The organism is Polaromonas sp. (assembly GCF_029945925.1).
GTDB lineage: Bacteria > Pseudomonadota > Gammaproteobacteria > Burkholderiales > Burkholderiaceae_C > Polaromonas.
The window spans coordinates 1-24122 of record NZ_JAQSDN010000048.1 but is presented as its reverse complement, the minus strand read 5'-3'; the positions used below and the strand labels follow the sequence as shown (position 1 = coordinate 24122).

Sequence of the window (24122 nt, the reverse complement as noted above, 5' to 3'; positions counted from 1 at the left end):
CTTTTGCCGCAGCCGCGCCGCAGGGACGCCCCGCAGTCGTCAGGTGGACGGGGCTGTATCGGCATGCGCCGCTGCAGTGTCGATCCACGCCTGGAGGGCCTGCACCCGGGCGGCATGGATCCTGTCGCCGATTTTGGGGCCGCTCAGGCCCGCCGCCTGCGCTGCTTCTGCGATCGACGCCGTCACTACCGCTTGCGCCGCCCGCAAGGCCTGCGCCAGCCGCTGCCGCTGCGGATAGGCTGCGTTCTCCAGCCCCAGGCGGCCGCGCGCATCACATTCGCAAGCCAGCAGGATCTCGTCAAAACGTTGCGGCTTGCGAAATGCGTCGCAGCGCTCCAGCAAGCGCACCAGGGCGGCCGCACCGAATTCGGCGCTGCGGTGGATGTTGCCGTGTTCGCGTGCCACCACTTCGGCCAGTTCCCGGCATTCGGTGGGCACACGCAGACGCGCACACAGACCTTTGAGCAGGCGCGCGCCGCGCTCCTCGTGGCCGATGTGTCTGGGCAGCAGTTCGACCGCTGTGGTGCCTTTGCCGAGGTCGTGGCCCAGGCAGGCGAAACGCACGGGCAGGCTGGCCTGCAGTTGCGCCGCCATGTCCAGCACCATCATCAGGTGCACCCCGGTGTCCACTTCGGGGTGGTACTCGGGGCGTTGCGGCACGCCCCAGAGTTTCTCTACCTCGGGCAGCAGGTGCTGCAGTGCGCCGCAATCGCGCAGCACCGCGAACATGCGGGACGGCGTGTCCTCCATGAGGCCGCGCGCCAGCTCCTGCCAGACCCGTTCGGCCACCAGGGCATCGACTTCGCCATGCGCAACCATCTCGCGCATCAGCGCCAGGGTTTCAGGCGCCACCGTGAAATCGGCGAAGCGCGCGGCAAAACGCGCCAGCCGCAGGATGCGCACCGGGTCTTCGCGGAAGGCGTCGGTGACATGGCGCAGGATCTTGTCCCGGATGTCCCTCTGCCCACCATGGGGGTCGATGAGGGCCTCGAGATCAGCCTCAAATCCGGCTCCAGCCCTTTCCGGCAGGGCGGGAGCTGCTATTGAATTTATAGTGAGGTCGCGGCGTGCGAGGTCTTCCTCCAGCGTCACGTCCGGTGCGGCGTGGATGGCAAAGCCGCGGTAGCCGCGCGCCGTGTTGCGTTCGGTGCGCGCCAGCGCATACTCCTCGCGCGTCTGCGGATGCAGGAACACCGGGAAGTCCTTGCCCACCGGCAGGTAGCCCAGGGCGGTCAGTTCATCGGGCGTTGCACCGACCACCACCCAGTCATGGTCCTGCACCGGCAGGCCCAGCAAGGCATCGCGCACCGCACCACCGACCATGAAAATTTCCATGGGGGCAGTTTAGCGGCTGGGTTGGCGCCCCCCGGAATGTGGATCAGGAAAAGACGGGACGAAAAAAATGCGTTCACAGCGCAGGTCAATATTGACCATGGTGCTTCTGGCCATGATCAGCGCGACAACCGGTACGGTTCCTCGAATTCCCGAAAGTCGTTTTCCGCGAGGGCGTCATCCACCCAGGCCTTGACCCCGGGCAGCGCGCTCAGACGCTCGATGTAGGCGCTGATCTCCTGCGGTACCGGCAGGGCATACCTGCTCAGGCGCATGGCGACCGGCGCGAAGTAGGCGTCGGCAATGCTGAAGTCGCCGAACAGCAGGGGTCCCTTGTAGCTTGCCAGCAATTCCCCCCACATGGCCACGATGCGCGCGACATCGGCGCGCACCGCGGGTTTGTCGCGCCAGATCAGCCGGCCGGTGTCGCTCAGGTCGGCCTCGATGTTCATGGGGCAGGCGCTGCGCAGGGCGCCGAAGCCGCTGTGCATTTCGGCGCAGATGCTGCGTGCGCGTGCGCGCGCCTTGACGTCGGCGGGCCAGAGCTGTTTGTCCGGGTATTGTTCGGCCAGGTACTCGGCGATCGCCAGCGTGTCCCACACTGCCAGGTCACCGTCCAGCAGCACCGGCACCTTGCCGACGGGGGTGACGGTACGGATGGCCTGCTTGAAGGTGGACACGGCCTCGAACGAGTCGAAGCGGACCTTGACCTCTTCAAATGGAATGCCGGCCTGTTTGAGCAGCACCCAGGGGCGCATGGACCAGGACGAGTAATTTTTGTTGCCGATGTAGAGTTTGAGCATGGACCTCACCCAGGATGAAAAAGCACCATGCTACCGGGAGAACGCAGCTTCATTGATGCCAAAAGACCGCCTCATTGATGCAGTCCTGACTAAAACCGAAAAATTAAAACCGTCCCGCGGTCTTGCGCTTGAGCGTCAGGTGGCTGCGCAGGCCCCAGCCGCCGCTGAGCGGGCCGAGGTAAGTGGGCGCCACCGCTTCCAGGGCCGCCGGCGTGATGCCCAGGGCTTCGAGCCCCGGCAGGTTGCCGCTGGCAATGTTGGGCAACGTCATGGAGTCCAGGTTGTCGCGGCTCATCAGGGGCTCGCCGGGCGCCAGTTCCATCAGGCGCGCCTGCAGGCGGCCGAGTGCCGCCGGCAGCGGGATCACCGGGCGGCCGCGGCCCTCGTTGATGCCGCTCATCCGGCCGGCCAGCTCGACGAGTTGCCTGAGCGTGAAGATGCCCGGACCGCAGGCCTCGAAGGTCTGGTCGACCGTGGCATGGGTGTGGGCGTCCTGCAGGCAATGCACGATGGCGCTGGCCACATCCTCGACCCACACCGGCTGGAACAGCGCGTGGCTGGCCGCCAGCGGCATGACCGGAAAAATCTTCTGCAACCGCGCGAAGGTGTTGAGGAATTTGTCATCGGCGCCGAACATCACGCTGGGCCGCAACACCGTGAGTTCGAGGGCCGCCGCGTGCAGCGCCACCTCGCCGTGCCCCTTGCTGCGCAGGTACATGGACGGCGCCACGTCCGGGTTGCGCATGTCGGCGCCCAGCGCACTGACGTGGACCAGGCGCCGCACACCCGTCGCGGCGCAGGCGCGCGCCAGCTTTTGCGGCAACTGCACATGGGTTCGCTGGAAAGCTTCCTGCGTGCCGTGCAGGATGGCAATGAGGTTGACTACCGCGTCGTGCCCCGCCACCAGCCGGGTCAGTGCCGCCTCGTCATGCACATTGGCCTGCACCACATCCAGGGCGGGCAGCATCTGGATGTCCCTGGCGTTCGCTTCATGCCGGGTCGGCACGGTCACCCGCCACTGCAGTTGCGTGAGTTTCTCGCAGACATGGCGGCCCACAAAACCGGTGCCGCCCAGAATTAATATTTTCTTCATAGCCAATATTAGACGCCTTCGGGTCGGCCGATGCAAAACCGGGCGTCGGTGTAGGCCCCGGCCTGAACAAGCCCCGGCTTGTCGGCCTACATTTTTTTTGCGGGGGGCTTTACATAATCGATGAATGAATATTTTTGAAGCCCTGCGCACCAGCCACGACACCCAGCGCGAGCTGGCTGACAACCTCATCAAGACCTCGGGTGACAGCAAGGAACGCGACCTGCTGTTCAGGGAACTGAAAACCGAACTGGCGGCCCACGCGGCGGCGGAAGAGCGGTTTTTCTACGTGCCGCTGATCGCCCACGACATGACGCAGGAGCCCTCGCGCCACGGCATTGCCGAGCACCACGAGATGGACGAACTGGTGGAAAAACTGCAGGCCACGGACTTCAGTTCCCCTGCCTGGCTGGCCGTCGCCAAAGAGCTGCACCACAAGGTTTTCCATCACCTCAAGGACGAAGAGCAGGGCATTTTCCAGCTTGCCGGCAAGGTGCTCAGCGAAGCCGAGAAGCTGGCGCTGGCCAAGGGCTATGAAGGCGAGTTCGTCTCGCAGCGCCTGAAAGCCTGACCGGGCAGTTCAATGCGTCTTGGGGGATTGCGGCTCATCCGCTGCCAGCAAGGGTGCAGGCTTTCCCCCGAACCTGACCACCATGGGCACCACCGCCAGAACGGTCAGGGCCAGCACGGTGCCGAGCACGGCGGTGGATTCGCGTCCCATGCCGGCGGCCACGCCGACTGCCGCCGTCAGCCACAGCCCGGCGGCCGTGGTCAGCCCCTTCACGTCATCGAGCCGATCCCCTTTGAGAATGGTGCCCGCGCAGAGAAAACCCACACCTGCAGTGACGCCCTGGATGACCCTGCTCAGGTCGTCGGCCGCCATGCCGGCCTGCTGTGACACCAGCACAAACAGGGCAGCGCCCATGGCCACCAGCATGTGGGTGCGCATGCCCGCTGCCTTGCCATGGTGCTCGCGCTCCCAGCCGAGCAGGCCGCCCAGCAGGGCCGCTACCAGCAGGCGCAGGACGGCGCGTGTCACCTGGGTTGGGTCGGTCAAGTCCGAGAATTCGGCAACGATGGTGTTGCCGACTTGTTGCCACCACGGGTTCATCTGGGGCCCTCCTGATTGGGATGAGCTGCCAATGTAGCCCGGCCGGGGTGGCCAGGACATAGGCCAAAACCTACAAACGGCCCCTCATCCACCGGGCCGGGTCGTTCAGGGCATCTTCTCGTCAACCGGCGGCGCAGACGCGTCGCGCGGACCCACGCTGCCCAGCCTGGCCTTGAGTGACTGCGGCTGCCCGCTCAGCAGCGCCGCGTAGTTGGTGGTGTTGGACAGCACTTTTTTCACATAGTCGCGTGTTTCGCCAAAAGGCACGTTTTCGGCCCAGATCGCGGCCTCCAGCACCGGACCGTTGCGCCAGTTGCGGGGCCGGCCGGGGCCGGCGTTGTAGGCCGCGGCGGCCAGCGCCATGGAGCCGCCGAAGTCATCGAGCGCGCGCTTGAGGTAAGCCGTGCCGATCACGATGTTGGTGTCCCGGTCGTTGATCTGGCCCGCGGTGAAACCCGTCAGGCCGATATAACGGGCTGTCTCGCGCGCGGTGGCTGGCATGACCTGCATCAGGCCCGACGCGCCGACGCCGGAACGCGCATCCATGATGAAGCGCGACTCCTGGCGGATCAGGCCATACACATAGGCCGGGTCCAGGTTGATGTCGCGGCTGCGCTGGGCCACCGCTTCGCGAAACGGCGTGGGAAAGCGCTGTTCGAAGTCGATCACGGTCTGGGTGCGTTCGCTGGTGTTGATGCAGCGGTCCCAGATGGCGCGGTCGCAGGCGAACTGTGCGGCGGCCAGCAGCTCGCGTTCGCCCATGCCGCCGCGCTGGTGCAGGTTGGTGCTGTAGTTCCATTCGCGCACACCCTCGCTGCGCAGGCCGAGGGCGATCGCGTACGCGGCGCGGTTCAGTCCGGGGTTCAGGCGCGCCGCTTCCTTTTCTTCCGGCGTGATGGGGGCCGGCCGCGGCGGAACGGTGATTTTCTGGCCCAGCTCTTCGAGCGCCAGCTGTTCGTAAAACCCGCGCACCGAAGCTATCGATTGCAGCAGCGCCAGGGCTTCCGCGCGCTGTGGCGGCATAGGCGCGCTGGCGACGGCGGGCGGCGCGTTGCTGAGCAGGGCGCGCGCTTTCCAGTAGACCCAGGTCGGGTCCTTGCGTGCGTCTTCGCTCATGGCGTTGATGGCGCCCAGCACCAGCGGCCAGCGCGGCGTGCTGCCGGCGCGCAGGGCGGCGCGCACCTTCCAGCCCAGCATGTCGTCGCTCAGGTCGGTGTCCTTGCTGACCTTGGCGAAGTAGCCGAGCGCGTCGCTGCTGAGCCGGCTCGCCGCCTGCTTGCCGATGGCGCCCCAAACCCAGTTGCGTTCCTCGGCCGTGAGTTGCAGGCCCCATTTGTCTTCGACGAAGCGGGCGGCACCGTCGGCGTCGCTGGTGGCGAGCTTGACCAGGGCCAGCACGATGATTTCCTTGCGCACCTGCCGGATGGCAATCACCTTGCTGGCCAGGAATTTCGCCGGGCTGCTGTTGAGTTCGGTCACCAGCCCCAAAGCTTCCGGCGCGATGATCTCGACCGCATCGCGGGCCGCACGCGGCCGGTTCGCCTCCATCGCCAGCCTGGCCTTGATCCACACGTCATGCGTGGTCAGGCTCTTGTTGCCGACCAACCGTGAGGCCGCCGACGTGCAGCCGTCACTGGCCTCGCGCTGGGCGAACCAGTTCTTGCGGACCTGGTCGGCGTCGCGCGGGGCTGCGGCCGGGTTCGTCAGGCCGTCGACCAGCAGCGCGTAACAACGCACGTCCTTGTCGTCGCCCATGCGGTAGTTCGGGTATTCGGCGGCAAAGGCGCCCCAGTCGCGGCGCTGGCCCAGCAGCAGCAGCCAGTCGTTGCGCAGCCGGTCCTCCTGGTAGCTGCCGGCGTAACGCGCCAGGAAGTCCTGCACCTCACGCGCGCTGGCTTCGTCCAGCCGCGCCCGCAGTTCCCAGTAGGCGGCCCAGGGTTCCAGCGCATGGCCCTGGGCCTGCGGCAGCAGCTGGGCCAGCCTGGCTTTATCGCCGCGCTTGAAAGCCTTGTTCATCTCCAGCAGCACGTCGTCAGCGCGGGCGGGGCTGCTGGTAAGGTTGGTTTGCGCCCAGGCGGGCGCAATCAGCAGACAGGACGACAGGCCGGAAATCAGGGCCTTCAGAATAAATTTGGATAGCATCGGGTCATTATGGACAAATTATCTGCGCGAAGAGACTTGATTGAACAACGTCTGAACCTGCCCGATCGGCTACAGCGTGCCGATCTGTTGCAACGGGTCATGCGGATCTGGCTGGTGGGCCGCGAAGACGCAGTGATTGGGGCCTACTGGCCGATCAAGGGAGAGTTTGATCCGCTGCCCGCGCTGTACCGCTGGCAGGAAGACGCCATTTTAAGCCAGGAATCCGAAGGAAATCAAGGCCTAGCCCTTGAAGGACGGGCGGAGGCAGCTACTGAAAACATAGCAAACCGGTCGCCGCGCAAGATCGGCCTGCCGGTGGTGAACAAGGTCCACAAAACCCTGACCTTCCATGCCTGGTACCCCGGTTGCCCGATGGAGGAAGACGCTTACGGCATTCCCAAACCCAAGGACACCGAGATCATCGTGCCGACGCTGCTGTTTGTGCCCTGCGTCGGTTACGGGCCGGGCGGCTTTCGCCTCGGTTACGGCGGTGGTTTCTACGACCGCACGCTGGCAACGCTGCAGCCCAAACCCTTCACCGTGGGGCTGGGCTACAGCCACGGCTGGTTGCCCGACCTGGCGCCCGAGCCGCACGATGTGGCGCTTGATGCGATCCTCAATGACAAAGGGGTGGTTTGGCCGGTCTAGCTGCCCCCACGCTTGTCGCTTCGCGTACTACGCTGCACCTTGCAGGCCGCCGCTCGCCAGAGGCTTCGCTTCTGGTGCCTGTCCAAACCTGCTCAAGCAGGTTCGGAGCCGCAGGCACCAGCCCCGAGGGGGCCGCTGCGCCTGCGGCCCGGCAAAGCCGGTTCCGCGGCCCCGGTTGGTAAAGAGAGAGCACCCCACGGGCGGTCGTTGCGCGTAGCTCTCAATCGATGTCATCCACCGTATCCGGGTCCGGCACGTCGCCAATTGCCTGGCGTGTCAGCGCACTCTGAGCCATCAGCCAGTCGCAGAAAGCCCTGACTTCGGGGCGGAGGGCGCTGCGCGTGCCCACGATCAGCCAGTAGGCCATCGGCGACTCCAGCCGCATATGCGGCAGGGGCTCGATCAGGTCGCCCGAGGCCAGGCTTTCGGCAATCAGTGGCAGGCGCGCCAGCACGATGCCCTGGCCGGTCAGGGCGGCCTGCACCATCTGGTAGGCGTAGTTGAAGTAGAGCCAGCGCTTGCCTTCGAGCTTGGGGGTGCCGTGGACTTCGAGCCAGCGCCGCCAGGTCAGCCACTCCATGTGGGTGGAATGTGAATCGCCGGCCTCGATCAGCGCGAAGTGCACCAGGTCTTCGGGTTTTTTCAGGCGCGGGCTGCTTTTGAGCAGCCAGGGGCTGGCCACCGGTGTCAGCTGTTCTCCGAACAGCCGCATCGCCCCGGCCGGCATGGTGGACGCCGGACCATAACGCAGGGCCATGTCCAGGTCCGAGGTGTCCAGCTCAATGGCGACGTCGGACGCATCAATGCGGATGTCCATGTCGGGGTTGTCGTGTTGGAAGGCTTCGAGCCGCGGGATCAGCCACATCGAGGCGAACGACGCGAACGTGCTGAGGGACACACTTTTGCGGCCGGCGCTCTGGCGGATCTGGCGCACCGCGCCATCGATGCGTTCGAGCGAAGGCGAGACGGCACGCAGCAGCACGCCGCCGGCGCCGGTGAGCTCCACGGACCGCGTGTGGCGGTGAAACAGGCTCAGGCCGACTTCCTCTTCCAGCGCCTGGATCTGCCGGCTCACGGCCGACTGGGTCAGGGCCAGTTCCTCGGAGGCGGCGCGAAAGTTCAGGTGCCGGGCGACGGCGTCGAAGGCGCGCAACTGGCCGGCCGAGATGGGGCGGGTGCGCAAATGGGTTTTTGAATGCTGCACGGGGATATCCGGTGATTGATGCGTTTCAGGAATGAATAGCGTAGCGCGAATTCATTGGACTGCCAAGGGCCGCGGCGCGATCATTCCTTCCCATCAACGACTTTTGCCCTTCAGGAGAACAGCATGACCCACCTTCACCACCATGAGCTGCAATCATTCGCCGGCACGGAAAAGGTGTCGGGCTGCTGGAAGCTCGGCGACAGTCGTGCACTGACGCTGCGGCCCAGCCAGTCGGGCGTGTTGCGTATCGCGCACGGGCGGGTGTGGATCACTTTCGACAATGCGCAGGGCGACGATGCCGTGCGTGGCGGCGACCACTTCCTGGGCGCTGGCGACTCATTGAATCTCCTGCCGGGGCAGGTGCTGGTGATGGAGTCGTGGAATACCCCGGCCCCGTCTGCGGCTTACTTCAGCTGGGATCCGCTACCGGCCGCGGCAGGGGCGACCATCAGCAGCAGGCAGTCACCGGTCCTGGCGCTTGGCCCGCAATGGCGCGGTGGCGTGGCTCAGCCGCTGCGCGACTTGCGGCTGGCTTTTGGGCTGGCGGGCACCGCATCGGCGCGCCTTGTTGCCGGGCTGGTTGGCGAGGTGGCCGAGGCATTGCTGGCTGCTCTTCCCCGTTTTGCTACTGATTTGATAGCTGGTCGCGCCCGCGCCGCCTTGGCTGCACGTGCTTTCAAGGCACACTCCAGCGAGAGCCGGGCCCACTGCGCCATCAGCTGAGGCGACTCCATCGCGTCTTCGGGCGCGCTGTAGTAGTTCAGCTTCATGGCCTTGCCTTTGGCCTTGTAGACAAAAGGCACACAGCCCGCGGCTTCAAAAAGGCCGCGGGTTTCTTCGTCCGCCTTGAGCCAGAGGGTGTCTCCCCGGCCGAGGTCGGCCAGCAGCGCGATGTTGAGTCCTCCGGTGTCGATGCCAAACCCGCCGAACATGCGGCGTGCCGTGCACGGCCCGGCGCTGGCGAGCAGCTCGCAGCAGTAGTGGGCAAAGGACAGGTCGGCAGGCATGGCGCTACTTTAGCGCGGCTTGCGTGCTTCACAATAGCGCATGGCCCGCCCCAAATCCGCCACCCACGAGCTCCAGCGCGAGGCCATCCTCGACGTGGCCGCCCAGTGTTTTGCACAGCGCAGCTACATGGCCGCCAGCATGAACGACATCGCTGCGGCCTGCGGCACCTCCAAGGCCAGGCTGTACCACTACTACGGCAGCAAGGAAGCCATCCTGTTTGACCTGCTGGACCGCTATACCCAGCACCTGCTGGCCATCATCGGCCAGACCGAGGCCAGCGCCCAGCGCAAAAACCTGGACGACCGCGCCGCCCTGCATGAATTGATCCGCAACTTCCTGGACCAGTACGAAAGCTCGGCCACGCGCCACAGTGCCTTGCTGGGCGACACCAAGTTCCTTGGGGACGTGCAGCGCGAACTGATCCTGGACCGGCAGCGCGATGTGGTCTCGGCCATGACGCGCTTTCTCAAGCGCGCCTACCCGCAGCGCATCACGCCCGCCAACCAGACGGCCGTGACCATGATGCTGTTTGGCATGATCAACTGGACCTTCACCTGGATGCGTCCCGACGGGCCCATGAGTTACCGCGACTATGCCCAGGAGGTGGTCGCCATGCTCGAACGCGGGTTGTCCTGACTGCTGACTACGGCGCAGAAGGGTTGAGGTTGAAGGTAGAGGGGTTGAAGGGTTGCGGGTTGAAGGGTTGGGGGCTTTTGGGGTTTTACTATTCGTAATAAGTTACGTATAGTAAAATTTCAGCGATCCAGGCCGTGCTCTCGGCCCTTCCCCAACGGAGAATCCACCCATGTCCAAAGCTTTCGCCTCGCAGTCCGACCTCACGGACAAAAAAATCACGTTTGAACAACTCAGCGCGCACTGCTGGGCCTACACCGCCGAGGGCGACCCGAACTCCGGCGTGATCATTGGCGACAAGTTCATCATGGTCAGCGATGCGACGGCCACCCCGGCCATGGCGCAGGATTTGATTGCGCGCATTCGCGCCATCAGCGACAAGCCCATCAAGTACGTGCTGCTGACGCATTACCACGCGGTGCGGGTATTGGGCGCCAGTGCCTACATCGCCGAGGGCGCGACCGAGGTCATCGCCAGCCAGGGCACCTACGAGCTGATCGTCGAGCGCGGCGCCCAGGACATGCAAAGCGAGATGGAGCGTTTTCCGCGACTGTTCCGCAATGCCGAAAGCGTGCCCGGCCTGACCTGGCCGACGATGGTGATTGCCGGCGGCAACCCGGTCAGGGGCGAGGTCCCCGGCAAGCTGGTGATCGACCTCGGCGGCGTGAAGGTGCAGGTCTGGCATCCGGGCCCGGGCCACACGCGTGGCGACACCATCGCCTGGGTGGAAGAAGAAAAAGTGCTGTTTTCCGGTGACCTGGTCGAGTACCAGGCCGGCGTTTACACCGGTGATGCCCAGCTCGAAGAGTGGCCCGCCACCCTGGAAGCGCTGCGCGCGCTCCAGGCCGAAGCCATCGTGCCCGGCCGCGGCGAGGCGATGAAAGGTGCTGCCGAGGTGAACAAGGCCATTGACTACACCAGGCAGTGGGTCGAAACACTGTTTCGTTGCGGCAAGGAAGCCGCCGACGCCAAGATGGACCTCAAGGCCGCGATGGTTCACACGCGAAAAAGCATGGACCCGATCTTTGGCCAGGTCTTCATTTACGAACACTGCCTGCCGTTCGACGTGAGCCGGGCTTATGACGAAGCCAGCGGGATCAAGAATCCGCGCATCTGGACCGCCGAGCGCGACCAAGAGATGTGGGCGGCGCTGCAAGCCTGACCCTGTTTCTCGGCGGCGCGCGGATTAATCTCACAATTTTTCGCTTCGATCCCCGCAAGCGGGCCCCTCGCGGGTCGAAAAACTGTTCGCCACGCATCTGGACGGCAGAGCGCGACAAGGAAATGTGGGCTGCGCTGCAAGCCTGATTCCACATTCAGGCGGCAGTGTCAGGCATCCAGGTCGAGGGTTGAAAGCAGGGCCTGGAAGGCGGCGATGGCGTCCTGGCCGGTCAGTGCTTCAAGCCGGCCCAGCGCATCATCATCGTCCAGCGTGGTGTAACCCAGGCTGAAGCGCCGGAACCTGCGCGCGGCAAGAGGCCCCTGGTGCACGACCCGCAGGTTGACGTGACGCGTATCCTGCCGGATGCGCTCGAGTTGCGCCAGAACGTCTATCCGGCTGCCTTCCATCTGCTCGCAAAAACGCATGCCGTCAAAGATGAGCAGGCCGGTGATGCCCAGCCAAGGGTTGTGCAGGCGGGCTTTTCCGACAATGTCCGCCACGACACTGGTTGGCGCGTCGGGGGCGAGGGTGCTGACGTAGATGACTTCGTGTAGCTCGGCGGAGTGATCTGTGTCGTGCATGGCTTGTACGCAACTATAGCTGTCTGCCGTGGTTGCGGCAATGTACCAGGCCGCTGGCGGTTTCAGCTGTCCAGATCCAGTGTCGATCCCAGCGCGAGAAACTGTGCCAGTGCGGCTTCGGCGCCGGCGTCCCGCAGCCGGGTCAGCACATCCACGTCATCGGCGGCGGTGGGCGGATGCGTTCGGTCAGCGCCAGCACCGCCTTGCAGGGGCCCTCGATGTGCTGGCGAGCGGCTGGGGCTGCATGGCTCAAGGGCGGGCAACTGTCCCTGCTCAACCCCAGGGCCCTGCACCGGATTGCCGATTATTACGACCTGCCGATGCGCAAAGTGCCCTTGCTCTAGGGCTTGGTAATACCTTGTAGGCCGGGTCTGACAGCAATCGGCTGGGCTTGATGACAGGTTTCGCCCGCCCGCCTTTTTACGCTCAACCCGAGGCGTCATCGATGTGTTGTTGTGACACATGGGCTTCCCGCCTCGGGAGTTTTTCTTGAACAGCAAAAGCATTTCTCCGCCGCGCCGTCTGCAGCAACAGCCGCAGTACCCCGCGAACCGGCAGCAGCAGCAACGCAGTGGTTCCGGCGAATTCCAGCCACGTCGCTTCAGGCAGGCGGGTGAGTCCTCTTCTGCGTTCACGGGAAGCAGCAACCCTCCACAGCGGTGACGGCCCTGACTGGCGCCTTGGCGTCAGCGCCGGGCGACCAGAATGCCGAAGTCCTGCGCGTAGCCCTGCAGGGTTTGCACCGCCTTGGCGCGTTGCGCCGCCGTGGTGCTGTTGTGCAGGGCCGCAAAGGTCTTGCAGCTGTCGCGCGTCAGCCGCTCCTGGTAGCTGCGGTAAGCGGGGTCCGGCGAATTGACGGCTCGGTCAAAGTAGGCCTGCATGAGCGGCCTGGCCTGCTCGGAAGTGGCGCGGCCGGCAATCAGCGGCCCCAGGCTCTGCAAGGCGTCCCGCTGGCGGCGCTGGTATTCGGCCAGCGAAAGCCGCGCGTCAAACACCGACTGCGAGATGCGGCTGCGCAGCACCGCCAGTTGCCTGTCGTCCAGCGAACCGTACAGCATCTCGGCACGGCTGACCGCTTTTTTCTGGCGCCGGTTGATCAGGTCTTCTGGGCTACCGTCGAGAAAGTCGTCACGGTACTCCGCGTTGAGTTTCGAGAACTTCCGTTTCAGGGCCTCCAACTGCTCCGGCCCCAGCGTGCTAGCCACGGTACCCATGGCGGGCACGGCACGGTCCGAAATGGCTTGCAGCCGTGTTTTCACCTCCTGAAAGATGCCGCAGGCCCGCGCCTCGTCGATCTCGGCGGGCAGCCAGGCCGTCCATTTCTCCAGTGTTTCGACATAGGCCGGCAGCTGTGTCTGCCGGTGCCATTGATGGATACGGGCCAGTTTTTCCCGGATCAGGGGCTTTTGGGTGTCGTCGAATTCGAAGTAGCTGTTGAGCTGCCAGTACGCCAGCTCGGTCGCCTGGTTGTAGGCGAATTTCACCGCACTGCAGGCCAGCAGTGTCACGCTCAGCAGCAGCACACCGATAATCCGTGTGCTGCGTTTCAGTTCCGGCCTGGCCGGACGCCACTTTCGAGACCCCCAATTCACAGGAAACTTCATGGCCATTCCAGTTCCAGTTGATGTCGTCATCATGGCCGCGGGCAAAGGCACGCGGATGAAAAGCGCATTGCCCAAAGTGTTGCACCGATTGGGCGGCCGTGCCTTGCTGGCGCATGTGATTGACTGCGCAACGCGGTTATCGGCCCGGCAGGCGGTGGTCATCACAGGCCACGGTGCCGCCGAAGTGGAGTCTGCATGCAACAGCATGACGCAAGCCGCTGCCGGCCTGCATTCCGTGCCCAAGCTGCAGTTCGCCCGCCAGGAGCCCCAGTTGGGCACCGGCCACGCGGTGCAGCAGGCGCTGCCGCTGCTGGCGGACGACGGTGTCACGCTGGTGCTGTCGGGCGACGTCCCCCTGACCCAAGCCGCCACCCTGCAGGCCCTGCTGGCGCAGTGCGACGGCCAGCGCCTGGCCCTGCTCACGCTGAGCATGGGCGACCCGACCGGTTACGGGCGCATCGTCCGCGCCGGCGTAGAACCGTCTGCCCAGGTGCGCGCCATCGTCGAACACAAGGACGCAACCGACGCCCAGCGCGAGATCCGCGAAATCTACAGCGGCATCATGGCCGTGCCCACGCGATTGCTGCGCAGCTGGCTGGCCCGGCTGGACAACAAAAATGCGCAGAACGAGTATTACCTGACCGACATCGTGAAGTTTGCCGTTGCCGATGGCGTGGCCGTGGTCGCGCACCAGATCACGGATGCCGCGCAGGTCGCAGGTGTCAACAGCCCGGTGCAACTGGCCGAATTGGAGCGTGCGTTCCAACTGCGTCAGGCCACGGCCCTGATGGAGCAGGGCGTGCGCATCAGCGACCCGGCGCGTTTTGACGTGCGCGGCTCGCTGGCCTGCGGGCAGGACGTGGACATCGATGTCAACTGTGTGTTCGAAGGCCGGGTGAGCCTCGGTGACGACGTCCGCATAGGCGCCAACTGCTGCATCGCCAACGCCACGATTGCCGCCGGCGCGGTGATTCACCCCTTCACCCACATCGACGGCGAAAAGCTCGGCGTGCAGGTTGGCGAAGGCGCGCTGATCGGCCCGTTTGCCCGCCTGCGCCCCGGCGCGCAACTGGGCGCCGAGGTGCATATCGGCAATTTTGTCGAAGTGAAAAATTCCACGCTGGCCCGTGGCGCCAAGGCCAACCACCTGGCCTACCTCGGTGACGCCACGGTGGGCGAACGCGTCAACTACGGCGCCGGCAGCATCACCGCCAATTACGACGGCGCCAACAAGCACCGTACCGTGATCGAAGCCGACGTGCACATCGGCAGCAACTGCGTGCTGGTGGCCCCCGTCACGATTGGCGCAGGCGGCACCGTCGGCGGCGGATCGACGATCACCAAGGACACGCCGCCCGGCGCCCTGAGCGTGGCACGAGGCAAGCAGGTCAGCATTGCCAACTGGCAGCGGCCGACGAAAGTCCGCCGCTAGGAGTTGCCCGCAAGAGACAGGAGCGGCTGCCGACTTTGCTAAAAATGGATTTACGACGTTACTATCCGTAACGGCGCTGACAACATCTGGCAGCGCCAATTCCAAAAAAATACGGAGGGGTCTCTCATGCTTCAAACAGTCAGGCGCGCAGCTTTGTGCGTTGGTATTGCCGTGTCCGCCATTCTTGCCGGATGTGCCGGGCCGGCGCCCAACTACGCACCGTCCATCGACAACGTCGAAGTTCTCAAGAAAATTGGCGGCAACACGGCCGTGAAGACGGGTGTCATTGATGTGGCGCCGGGTATGCCCGGCGGCAACGCCATCACGCTGCGTGCCAACACCATGCTCTCTCCGGTGGGCAAGAATTATGGCGACTATATTGCCGCGGCCTTGCGGCAGGAGCTGGAGCTGGCAAAGCTGTACAGCCCGCAATCAGGCATTGAAATCAGCGGAACCCTGCTCAGGAACAACATCGACGCAGGCAACGTCAGCGTCAATACCGGGCAGATCGAGGCACGCTTTCTTGTGAAGGTCAATGGCAGGGTGTTGTTTGACAAGATCAAGCGGATAGAACGCCAATGGGAAAGCTCCTTTGCAGGCGCGGTGGCCATTCCCCTTGCTGCGAATAACTATCCGCTGATGGTCCAAGCGCTGGTGTCCTCGCTGGTGACCGATCCGGATTTTGTCAAAGCCATTCGCAACTAGATATAGGAGAGATCAATCATGAACCGCTTATTGAGCCTTGTTTTTTCGGCGATGGCCTGTGTGTTTCTGTTCGGCTGCGCGCATCCGATCACGATGAATCCTGATCTTGCTGTTGTTGCCGCGCCGGCCGGCGCGGCGCCCATCGGAAAAAAGGTGGGTTATCACATGCCCGATGCGTTGCGATCGGTTGAGTTGACTACGCCCGGTGGCGGCGGCGACAAGGTGCGCTACTTCCCGTACCGCGACATTGAGCCCGGGTTTTACAAAGCCTTGTCCGAAGCCTTCACCAGCGTGACCAAGGTGCAGAACCCCAAGGATGCGGCAGCCCTTCAGGCCGATGGCATTGTCTTGTTGATCACGCCCGAAGTCACAACCAGTTCATCTTCCGATGGCGCTTTTACCTGGCCTCCAACCCAATTCACCGTCAGGCTGGTTTGCGCCATCGCCGATGCCAACGGCAGGCCGGTGGAGACGATACGTGTGAGTGGCGAAGGCGCAGCGACGTTTGGGGAGTTCAAGAGCAATTTCTCCCTCGCTGCGGTGCGTGCGTCCAACGATGCCCTTGTCAAGCTGATCAAGGCGCTTGGCGAATCACCGGCATTGCGCAAATAGGCGGCTCAAGGGCAGGGCATCCGAACGACCTTCCCGCTTTGGTGATCGGGCTCCTCGAACAGCGGAACCCAGAGTGGCAGGGTCGTAAGATGCTATGAATTAGGTAGCTATCAGCGTACGTATCTATTGGGCTAGAAGTAGTTTCGGCTCAAATTTCGAGCGTTTCACGCTGAAAAAGGCTTTCACATTGCGCACATTGGCGTCGCTGGTGAACAGCCGCTGCGCGAGCGCCAGGTACGCTGGCATGTCGCGCACGTGCACCACCAGGACGAAGTCCGGACCCGGTGAGACGCGGTAACACTGCTGGACGGCGCCGTCCAGCACCACAAGGGCTTCAAACGCTTCCTGCTGCTCCGCGCCCTGCCGGTCCAGGGTGATTTCCACCAGCGCCGTCAGGCCGTGGCCCAGTGTGTCGGCCAGCTTGTCGGCGTGGAGGATGGCGATTTCGCGTTCGATCAGGCCGGCGTCACGCAGCCGCTTGATACGCCGCAGGCAGGTGGGCGGCGAGATGTGGGCGCGTGCTGCCAGGGCCTGGTTGCTCTGCGAGGCATCGTCCTGCAAGGCTTCAAGCAGTTTGACGTCAATCCCGTCGATGGAAATATTCATATTTATTCCATAAATCCGTTGATCAAGAAATTTTATTTCATCATTGCATTTTTATGGAATTTAATTCCGTTTAAAGCAAAATTTAGGTGATTTAGAAAATCTGAAAACGCCTAGTATCCGCCTATTGTTTTTTCAGGAGCGGTTTATGTGCGGCATTGTGGCGTCGGTTTCGACAAGAAATATTGTTCCCATCCTCGTGCAGGGCTTGCAAAGGCTGGAGTACCGGGGTTATGACTCCTGCGGGGTCGCCGTTTATGCAGGTGGCCTGAAGCGGACACGCAGCACGTCCCGCGTGGCCGAGCTGATGGAACAGGTCAGCGCGGAGCAGCTCGAAAGCGGCACCGGCATTGCCCACACACGCTGGGCCACGCATGGCGCGCCAGCCGTGCACAACGCCCATCCCCACTTCAGCCATGGCACCGGGGATGCCGCGCACAAGCCGGGCAGGGTGGCGGTGGTGCACAACGGCATCATCGAAAACCACGACGAATTGCGCGCCGCGCTGCAGGCCAAGGGTTATGTGTTTGCCAGCCAGACCGACACCGAAGTGATCGTGCACCTGATGGACAGCCTCTACGACGGTGATCTGTTCGAGGCGCTGCAAGCCACCACCGCCCGCCTGCAGGGCGCCTACGCGATTGCCGCTTTCTGCAAGGACGAGCCGCACCGCGTGGTGGGCGCCCGTTCGGGCTCGCCGCTGATCCTGGGGGTCGGCAAGGACGGCAGCGAGACCTTTCTGGCCAGTGACGCGATGGCCCTGGCCGGCGTGACCGACCAGATCCTCTACCTGGAAGAAGGCGACATGGTCGACATCCAGCTGGGCAAATACTGGGTCATCAACCGTGACCACAAGGCCGTCCAGCGCGAAGTCAAAACCGTGCAGGCGCACAGCGGTGCGGCCGAGCTTGGCCCTTACCGCCACTACATGCAAAAGGAAATTTTCGAGCAGCCGCGCGCCATCGCCGACACGCTCGAAGGCGTCGAGGGCATCGTTCCCGAACTCTTCGGCGACGACGCTTACCGCGTGTTCAAGGACATCGACTCCGTGCTCATCCTGGCCTGCGGCACCAGCTACTACAGCGGCTGCGCCGCCAAATACTGGCTGGAGTCCATCGCCCGGATTCCGACGCAGGTGGAAGTGGCCAGCGAATACCGTTACCGCAGTTCGGTGCCCAACCCCAAAACGCTGGTGGTCACCATCACGCAAAGCGGTGAAACCGCCGACACGCTGGCCGCGTTGCGCCACGCGCAATCACTGGGCATGACGCAGACACTGACCATTTGCAATGTCTCCACCAGCGCCATGGTGCGCGAGTGCAAGCTGGCCTACATCACGCGCGCCGGCGTCGAGATCGGTGTGGCATCGACGAAAGCCTTCACGACCCAGCTGGCGGGCCTGTTCCTTCTCACGCTGGCGCTGGCGCAAAGCAAAGGCCGGCTGAGCGAGCAGGAGGAAGAGGGTCACCTCAAGGCCATGCGCCATCTGCCGGCCGCCCTGCAAGCCGTGCTTGCGTTGGAGCCGCAGGTCATCAGCTGGGCCGAAGATTTTGCAAAGATGGAAAACGCCCTGTTCCTGGGGCGCGGCCTGCATTACCCGATTGCGCTCGAAGGCGCGCTCAAGCTCAAGGAAATCAGCTACATCCACGCCGAGGCCTACCCGGCCGGTGAACTCAAACACGGCCCGCTGGCGCTCGTCACCAGCGCCATGCCGGTGGTCACCGTCGCGCCCAACGACGCCTTGCTGGAAAAGCTCAAGAGCAACATGCAGGAAGTGCGTGCGCGCGGCGGCGTGCTCTACGTGCTGGCCGACGCCGACACCAGAATCGAGAGCAGTGACGGCATTCACGTCATCCGCATGCCCGAGCATTACGGCGCCTTGAGCCCGCTGCTGCATGTGGTGCCGCTGCAGCTGCTGGCGTATCACACCGCCTTGGCCCGCGGCACGGATGTGGATAAACCGCGCAATCTTGCGAAAAGCGTGACAGTGGAGTGAACATGCCCAAGCCACCAGCCTGCCCCCAGTGCGGCCAGGAAAATACCTACCCCGATGGCGACAACCTTGTGTGCGCCGACTGTGGCCACGAATGGTCGATGGTCGAAAGTGCGGCTGCCGACGACGATACAAACGCCGTGGTCAGGGACAGCAACGGCAAGGTGCTGGCCGACGGCGATGCCGTGGTGCTGATCAAGGACCTCAAGGTCAAGGGGTCGTCCATCACCCTCAAGATGGGCACCAAGGTCAAGAGCATCCGCCTGGTTGGCGGTGATCATGAGGTGGATTGCAAGATGGACGCCGGCAGCTTCATGCTCAAGGCGTGTTACCTCAGGAAGGCCTGACGCGGCCCGCCTGATCCGGCGCCGGACCGTTCGGTTCAGTGATGGTGTCCGTGCTCGCCGTGCACATGGCGATGCGCAATTTCCTCTTCGCTGGCCTTGCGCACATCGGTGACGGTCAGGCTGAAACGCAGGGCCTTGCCGGCCAGCGGGTGGTTGCCGTCCATCAGGACCGTGTCGCCCTTGATTTTTGTCACGGTAAAGGCATGCGTCTTGCCGTCGTTGTCGCGGCCTTCGAGCTGGCCGCCGACTTTCACGCCGGGCGGGAACTGGCTTTTGGGGATGGTCCGCAGCAGCGCTTCATCCCGCAGGCCAAAGGCGTCTTCGGGTTGCAGTTCCAGCGTGGTCTGGTAGCCGCGCGTTTTTCCTTCCAGTGCTTCCTCGATCCTGGGCAAGGTGTTGCCATACCCTCCGTGCAGGTAAACCATGGGCTCCTTGCTTTCCTCAATCAGCTTGCCCCCGATTTCGGAGACCTTGAAGCGCAGGGTCACGGCGGTGTCTTTTTCGATGTTCATGGCGGGTCTTGGTGGGATGACAAACCGCCATTTTCGCGCAAAGAGGGCCGGGCTCAGTCAGTCAGTGCAGCAGCTTGTCGGCTTCGGAGGTCAGGGCGGCGGAAATCGAGTCCAGCACGGCCGACTCCAGGTTCCAGCAGTGCCAGAACAGTTGCACCGGCAGCGTGTGCCGGGGCGCGACATTGACCAGTTTGCCGTCGTCGACCAAGCCGCGCACCAGCAGTTCCGGCAACACGCTGACACCCCATCCCGCCAGGGCGGCGCGCAGCTGCCCCTCGGAGCTGGGGACAAACAGCTGGCTCAGCGAGACCCGCTTGAGGCCGACGGCCCGGGCGACAAACTCGCTTTGCATGTCGTCCTTGCGGTTGAACGCCACATAGGTGAGGGCGCGAAAATTCGACGCGTCCAGCCCGCCGGGCAGATGGTTTTTCGCATAAGCGGGCTCGGCCACGGCGACATAGTTCATGGCGCCGAGCTGGGCCACCTTGCACCCGCGCAGGGCCTGCTTCAGGGTGGTGACGCAACCCAGCACATGGCCCTGGCGCAGCCAGTCGTGCGTGAAATCCTGGTCATCCACAATGATCTCGACGGGCAGGCCCTGCCTGACCAGGCCGGTCAGGGCATTGAGCGCCCAGCTGGCAATGCTGTCCGCATTGACCGCAATCGAGACGCGCTCTTCCTCGCGGACGCCGCCCGACAAGCCCGGCGCCAGTTCCTTGAGGTCGCGTTCCAGGTCGGCGCGTATCAGGCGCAACTGCCGGGTGTGTTTGAGCAGCAGCTTGCCGGCCGAGGTCGCTTGCAGCGGCCGGCTGCGCACGATCAGGATGGCGCCGACCTGGCCCTCCAGCACCCGCAGGCGCTGCGAGATGGCCGATTGCGTGACGTTCAGGCGCTGGGCGGCACGCTCAAAACCGCCTTCTTCGACAATGGCGGCCAGGCATTCGAGGGCAAGGGGATCGTACATAGGCCTATTAGCCTTCCTAATGATTTGACAAAGAGTTTAACGAGGCTGTTCATTTGCGACAAGCGCGTCCAGACTAGCGGGCATGAAAATCATTGTCATGGGCGCGGGAATCATCGGTGTCAGCACGGCCTGGCATTTGGCCCAACGCGGGCACGAGGTGACGGTGGTCGAACGCCAGAGCGGCGCTGCCATGGAAACCAGCTTTGCCAATGCCGCGCAGATCTCCGTCAGCTACTGCGAGCCCTGGGCCAACCCGGAGGCGCCGGCCAAGCTGCTGAAATGGATGTTTCGCAACGATGCGCCGCTGCTGTTCCGGCCCCGGCTGGACTGGCGCCAGTGGCGCTGGGGCCTGCAGTTTTTGAGCCATTGCACCGACGCGGCCTTTCGCCGCAATGTCGAGCAGATCGTGGCGCTGGGCGCCTACAGCCATGGGGCGCTCAAGGACATCGTGCAGGGCACCAGCATAACCTACAACCGGCTGGAGCGCGGCATCGCGCATTACTACACCGACCAGAAGTCGTTTGACGCGGCAGCGCAGGCCGCCGCGCTGATGCGGGGTTTCGGCGTGGACCGCCGGGTGGTCAGCTGCAGCGAGCTGTTCGAGATCGAACCGGCCTACCGCTCGTTTGCCGATCACATCGTGGGCGGCACCTACACTGCCAGCGACGAAAGTGGTGACGCCCGGGTCTTCACCCAGGAACTGGCGCAACGCTGCGAAGCGGCCGGGGTGCAATTCATTTACGAACACGACATCGTGCGGCTGGAGAAAACCGGCGGCGAGATCAGCGCGGTCCAGCTCAGGCAACGCAGCACCGGGGAGTTGCTGGCCCGGCGGGCCGATGCCTTCGTCGTGGCCTGCGGTTCCTGGTCGGCCCCCTTGCTGCGCACGGCCGGTGTGGACCTGTCCATCTACCCCGGCAAGGGCTACAGCGCCACCTTCAAGCTGCTCAAGCCCGAACTCGCGCCGTATGTCAGCACCATCGACGACGAGGTCAAGTGCGCCATCAGCCGTCTGGGCGACACCCTGCGTGTCGCCGGCACGATCGAGGTGGCGGGTTACGGCCTGTCGCTGGACACGCCGCTGGCCAGGGCGCGTTGCCAGATGCTGGCCGACCGTATCGAGAAGGTGCTGCCGGGCGTGTGCGACACCCGCAATGAAGCGCAGGGCGGCCAGCCCAACTTCTGGGCGGGCCTGCGCCCCGCCACACCGACCAACATCCCCTGCATCGGCAAGACCCCGGTCGGCAAGCTCTGGGTGAACGCCGGCCATGGCACGCTGGGCTGGACCCACGGCGCCGGGTCGGGCAAGGCCATCGCCGAGTTGATCGACGGCCAGCGGCCGGAACTGGGGTTCGGCTTCCTCGGGGTTTGATCCATCCTTCCCAGGGGTCATGTGGACGGGGCCTGCCAGCCGGGCACACCGACAGGCAGAATCAGCGCAACAAACGCGCCTGTCCTGTAGTGAAACCTGCCCGCTCCCACCTGTCCCGTGTTTTGGCCTGCCTGGCGCTGGCCGGAGCCGCCCCGTCCAACGCGCAGACGCTGGCACCCATCAGCGTCACTGCCACACGCACCGAACTGCCGCCCTTCGACGTGCCGGCCTCGGTGGATGTGGTCGACGGCGAGCGCCTGCGCTCCGATGGTCGCGCGCAGGTCAACCTGTCGGAAAGCCTGGCGCTGGTGCCCGGCCTGCTGGCGCGGGACCGGCAAAACCAGGCGCAGGACCTGCAACTGTCGGTGCGCGGCTTTGGCGCACGTTCCACCTTCGGCGTGCGCGGCGTGCGCCTGTATGTGGACGGCATTCCCGCGACCATGCCCGATGGCCAGGGCCAGCTCTCGCACATTGACCTCGCGTCGGTCGGTCGCCTCGAGGTGCTACGCGGGCCTTTTTCGGTGCTGTACGGCAACTCGTCGGGCGGTGTCATGCAGGTCTTCACCGAGGAAGGCCAGGGCAGCCCGGTGCTGAGCAGCAGCGCGGCGACCGGCTCCCATGGCCTCAGGCGTTTCGACATCAAGGCCGGCGGTGTCGCCGGGGTCCTGGGGTACGTTCTGAGCGCCGGGCGCCTGAGCACCGACGGTTATCGCGCGCACAGCGCCGCCGAGCGCGCGGGGGCCAACCTGCGGCTGGACTGGGCGCTGGACAGCGAACGCAAGCTGACCCTGCTGGCCAACACCGTGTCGGTGGCGGCGCAGGACCCGCTGGGCCTGAGCCGCGCGCAGTTCGATGTTGCGCCGCGCAGCGCCGATGCCTCGGCGACCACGTTCAATACCCGCAAAACCGTACGCCAGAGCCAGCTCGGTGCGGTGTACGAGCATCGGGTCAATGCCGACCACCAGTTGCGCTTGATGGTGTACGGCGGCGAGCGCGCCACCACGCAGTTCCAGGCCATCCCCACGGGCGTGCAGGCCAACCCGCTGCACCCGGGTGGCGTGATCGGCCTGGCGCGCGACTACGGCGGGCTGGACCTGCGCTGGACCACCCGCACCCTGCTGGCGCAGCGCCCGCTGGAGATCGTCGGCGGCCTGGCCTATGACGCGATGAAGGAAACGCGGCGCGGCTGGCAGAACTTCCAGGGAACAACACCAGGCGTGCAGGGGGCCCTGCGCCGTGAGGAAGACAACCGCGTCACCAGTCTGGACCCTTATCTGCAAGCCAGCTGGAAGCCCGCGCCGCACTGGACCGTGAATGCCGGCGTGCGCCACAGCCTGGTGCGTTTCAGTTCCGACGACCGTTACATCGTCGGGACCAATCGCGACGACAGCGGCAGCGTGCGCTACAGCGCCACGCTGCCGGCGGCCGGTATCACCTATGCGCCGTCGGCGCAGTGGCGTGTGTACGCGGCCGCCGGCCGGGGTTTCGAAACGCCGACCTTCAACGAGCTGGCTTACCGGCCGGCCGGCACCGGGCTGAACTTTGCGTTGCGTCCGTCACGCAGCGACAACCTGGAGGCGGGCGTCAAATGGCGCAGTGCCGCCGGCACCTTGCCGCGCCTCGAATCCACGCTGGCGGTTTTTCACACCGCGACCCGGGACGAAATCGTCACGCAGAGCAACGTCGGCGGGCGCAGCACCTTTCAGAACGCCGGCGCCACGCGCCGCCGCGGGCTGGAGCTGGCAGGCAGCATCGCGCCGGCGCGCCACTGGCTGGCGCAGCTGTCCTACACGCTGCTCGATGCCCGCTACCGCGACGGTTTCGCCTGCGTGGGCAATGCCGTCCTGTGTCCGGCCGCGCTGGTGCCCGCGGGCAATCGCATCCCGGGGACGGCACGCACCGCGCTGGCGGCCGAGATCGGCTGGCGGCCACCCACCGGCTGGCGTGCCGGCGTGGACGCGCGTTACCTCGGCAGCGTGGCCGTCAACGATGTCAACAGCGATGCGGCGGCGTCTTTTGTCACCCTGGGCGCCCATGTCGGCTACGTGGCCGAGATCAATCGCTGGACCCTGTCCGCCGCAGCCCGCATCGACAACCTGGCCGACCGCCGCTACGCGGGCTCGGTCATCGTCAATGAAGGCAATGGCCGCTACTTCGAGCCGGCCGCCGGCCGCAACCATGTGGTGAGCGTTTCGGCGAATTACCGCTTCTAGTACATCAACACGTAAGTTTCGAAACATAGTATCGCCCAAGCTTTGTATCTG

At 64.5% G+C, this 24122-nt stretch carries 24 protein-coding genes and 1 pseudogene; 13 read left to right on the top strand and 12 right to left on the bottom strand.

The genetic code is table 11. The features are described from left to right. Window positions 1–39: 39 nt before the first annotated feature. The 3 genes from PSV40_RS16515 to PSV40_RS16505 form a co-directional block, all read right to left on the bottom strand. Window positions 40–1335 carry a multifunctional CCA addition/repair protein gene (locus PSV40_RS16515; RefSeq protein ID WP_300539829.1) on the bottom strand — a complete coding sequence of 432 codons (1296 nt, stop codon included), beginning with the start codon at window positions 1333–1335 and terminating at the stop codon, window positions 40–42. A 116-nt stretch (window positions 1336–1451) separates the two neighbouring features. After that, window positions 1452–2135, bottom strand: coding sequence for a glutathione S-transferase family protein (locus tag PSV40_RS16510; protein WP_300539827.1), 684 nt, complete (start codon window positions 2133–2135; stop codon window positions 1452–1454). A gap of 103 nt (window positions 2136–2238) precedes the next feature. Continuing rightward, the gene (locus tag PSV40_RS16505; RefSeq protein WP_300539825.1) at window positions 2239–3228 is read right to left on the bottom strand and encodes a complex I NDUFA9 subunit family protein; all 990 of its coding nucleotides are present in this window, start codon (window positions 3226–3228) and stop codon (window positions 2239–2241) included. A 124-nt stretch (window positions 3229–3352) separates the two neighbouring features. Here PSV40_RS16505 and PSV40_RS16500 point away from each other — a divergent pair, with 124 nt between their 5' ends. Next, complete coding sequence (locus PSV40_RS16500) at window positions 3353–3796, top strand: hemerythrin domain-containing protein (RefSeq protein WP_300539823.1); 444 nt, start codon at window positions 3353–3355, stop codon at window positions 3794–3796. A gap of 9 nt (window positions 3797–3805) precedes the next feature. On the opposite strand, the gene PSV40_RS16495 is transcribed toward PSV40_RS16500, so the two are convergent. Together PSV40_RS16495 and PSV40_RS16490 are read right to left on the bottom strand one after the other, a co-directional pair. Next, a complete protein-coding gene (locus PSV40_RS16495; RefSeq protein WP_300539821.1) occupies window positions 3806–4336 on the bottom strand; it encodes an MgtC/SapB family protein in 531 nt (176 codons plus the stop codon). Between the two features lie 105 nt (window positions 4337–4441). After that, window positions 4442–6478 (bottom strand): lytic transglycosylase domain-containing protein, encoded by a 2037-nt coding sequence (locus PSV40_RS16490; protein ID WP_300539819.1) that lies wholly within the window; start codon window positions 6476–6478, stop codon window positions 4442–4444. Between the two features lie 9 nt (window positions 6479–6487). Here PSV40_RS16490 and PSV40_RS16485 point away from each other — a divergent pair, with 9 nt between their 5' ends. Next, window positions 6488–7126: a 5-formyltetrahydrofolate cyclo-ligase gene (locus PSV40_RS16485; RefSeq protein ID WP_300539817.1), complete on the top strand. Its 639-nt coding sequence runs from the start codon at window positions 6488–6490 to the stop codon at window positions 7124–7126. 220 nt (window positions 7127–7346) lie between these two features. Here PSV40_RS16485 and PSV40_RS16480 read toward each other — a convergent pair whose 3' ends face one another. After that, window positions 7347–8330: a LysR substrate-binding domain-containing protein gene (locus PSV40_RS16480; protein WP_300539815.1), complete on the bottom strand. Its 984-nt coding sequence runs from the start codon at window positions 8328–8330 to the stop codon at window positions 7347–7349. Window positions 8331–8453: 123 nt separating this feature from the next. On the opposite strand from PSV40_RS16480, the pseudogene PSV40_RS22885 reads away from it, so the two are divergent. Further along, a pseudogene (locus PSV40_RS22885) lies at window positions 8454–8699 on the top strand (DUF2917 domain-containing protein); the annotation flags it as partial. A gap of 137 nt (window positions 8700–8836) precedes the next feature. On the opposite strand, the gene PSV40_RS16475 reads toward PSV40_RS22885, so the two are convergent. Then, window positions 8837–9337, bottom strand: a complete 501-nt coding sequence (locus PSV40_RS16475; RefSeq protein WP_300539814.1) for a TfoX/Sxy family protein — start codon at window positions 9335–9337, stop codon at window positions 8837–8839. Between the two features lie 40 nt (window positions 9338–9377). Between PSV40_RS16475 and PSV40_RS16470 the strand changes: the two genes are divergently transcribed. Then, entirely contained in the window at window positions 9378–9974 is a 597-nt protein-coding gene (locus tag PSV40_RS16470; protein ID WP_293594327.1) for a TetR/AcrR family transcriptional regulator, read from the top strand. Window positions 9975–10143: 169 nt separating this feature from the next. Further along, window positions 10144–11133 (top strand): MBL fold metallo-hydrolase, encoded by a 990-nt coding sequence (locus PSV40_RS16465; protein ID WP_300539812.1) that lies wholly within the window; start codon window positions 10144–10146, stop codon window positions 11131–11133. Between the two features lie 167 nt (window positions 11134–11300). Here PSV40_RS16465 and PSV40_RS16460 read toward each other — a convergent pair whose 3' ends face one another. Further along, complete coding sequence (locus tag PSV40_RS16460; RefSeq protein WP_300539810.1) at window positions 11301–11714, bottom strand: BLUF domain-containing protein; 414 nt, start codon at window positions 11712–11714, stop codon at window positions 11301–11303. 176 nt (window positions 11715–11890) lie between these two features. On the opposite strand from PSV40_RS16460, the gene PSV40_RS16455 reads away from it, so the two are divergent. Next, a complete protein-coding gene (locus PSV40_RS16455; protein WP_300539809.1) occupies window positions 11891–12058 on the top strand; it encodes a hypothetical protein in 168 nt (55 codons plus the stop codon). 342 nt (window positions 12059–12400) lie between these two features. On the opposite strand, the gene PSV40_RS16450 is transcribed toward PSV40_RS16455, so the two are convergent. Next, window positions 12401–13318: a DUF6279 family lipoprotein gene (locus PSV40_RS16450; RefSeq protein WP_300539807.1), complete on the bottom strand. Its 918-nt coding sequence runs from the start codon at window positions 13316–13318 to the stop codon at window positions 12401–12403. Here PSV40_RS16450 and glmU point away from each other — a divergent pair. The 3 genes from glmU to PSV40_RS16435 all read left to right on the top strand — a co-directional run bounded on the left by glmU (window position 13317) and on the right by PSV40_RS16435 (window position 16067). Next, the gene (glmU, locus tag PSV40_RS16445) at window positions 13317–14750 is read left to right on the top strand and encodes a bifunctional UDP-N-acetylglucosamine diphosphorylase/glucosamine-1-phosphate N-acetyltransferase GlmU (RefSeq protein WP_300539805.1); all 1434 of its coding nucleotides are present in this window, start codon (window positions 13317–13319) and stop codon (window positions 14748–14750) included. The two genes, PSV40_RS16450 and glmU, sit on opposite strands and share 2 nt — an antisense overlap. Window positions 14751–14921: 171 nt before the next feature. Then, window positions 14922–15455, top strand: a complete 534-nt coding sequence (locus PSV40_RS16440) for a hypothetical protein (RefSeq protein WP_300539803.1) — start codon at window positions 14922–14924, stop codon at window positions 15453–15455. A gap of 60 nt (window positions 15456–15515) precedes the next feature. Next, entirely contained in the window at window positions 15516–16067 is a 552-nt protein-coding gene (locus tag PSV40_RS16435) for a hypothetical protein (RefSeq protein WP_300539801.1), read from the top strand. A gap of 123 nt (window positions 16068–16190) precedes the next feature. Here the strand turns inward: PSV40_RS16435 and PSV40_RS16430 are convergent, their stop codons facing one another. Beyond that, complete coding sequence (locus PSV40_RS16430; protein WP_300539799.1) at window positions 16191–16673, bottom strand: Lrp/AsnC family transcriptional regulator; 483 nt, start codon at window positions 16671–16673, stop codon at window positions 16191–16193. A 145-nt stretch (window positions 16674–16818) separates the two neighbouring features. Here PSV40_RS16430 and glmS point away from each other — a divergent pair, with 145 nt between their 5' ends. Together glmS and PSV40_RS16420 are read left to right on the top strand one after the other, a co-directional pair. Beyond that, window positions 16819–18666 (top strand): glutamine--fructose-6-phosphate transaminase (isomerizing), encoded by a 1848-nt coding sequence (gene glmS / locus PSV40_RS16425; protein WP_300539797.1) that lies wholly within the window; start codon window positions 16819–16821, stop codon window positions 18664–18666. A 2-nt stretch (window positions 18667–18668) separates the two neighbouring features. Beyond that, complete coding sequence (locus PSV40_RS16420; protein ID WP_300539795.1) at window positions 18669–19010, top strand: zinc ribbon domain-containing protein YjdM; 342 nt, start codon at window positions 18669–18671, stop codon at window positions 19008–19010. 35 nt (window positions 19011–19045) lie between these two features. On the opposite strand, the gene PSV40_RS16415 is transcribed toward PSV40_RS16420, so the two are convergent. Beyond that, complete coding sequence (locus PSV40_RS16415) at window positions 19046–19522, bottom strand: peptidylprolyl isomerase (RefSeq protein WP_300539793.1); 477 nt, start codon at window positions 19520–19522, stop codon at window positions 19046–19048. A gap of 61 nt (window positions 19523–19583) precedes the next feature. Continuing rightward, window positions 19584–20486, bottom strand: a complete 903-nt coding sequence (locus PSV40_RS16410; protein WP_300539791.1) for a LysR family transcriptional regulator ArgP — start codon at window positions 20484–20486, stop codon at window positions 19584–19586. Between the two features lie 82 nt (window positions 20487–20568). On the opposite strand from PSV40_RS16410, the gene PSV40_RS16405 reads away from it, so the two are divergent. Both PSV40_RS16405 and PSV40_RS16400 read left to right on the top strand, forming a co-directional pair. Next, window positions 20569–21858 (top strand): D-amino acid dehydrogenase, encoded by a 1290-nt coding sequence (locus PSV40_RS16405; RefSeq protein WP_300539790.1) that lies wholly within the window; start codon window positions 20569–20571, stop codon window positions 21856–21858. Between the two features lie 89 nt (window positions 21859–21947). Next, window positions 21948–24071 (top strand): TonB-dependent receptor, encoded by a 2124-nt coding sequence (locus PSV40_RS16400; RefSeq protein WP_300539788.1) that lies wholly within the window; start codon window positions 21948–21950, stop codon window positions 24069–24071. Window positions 24072–24122: the final 51 nt, after the last annotated feature.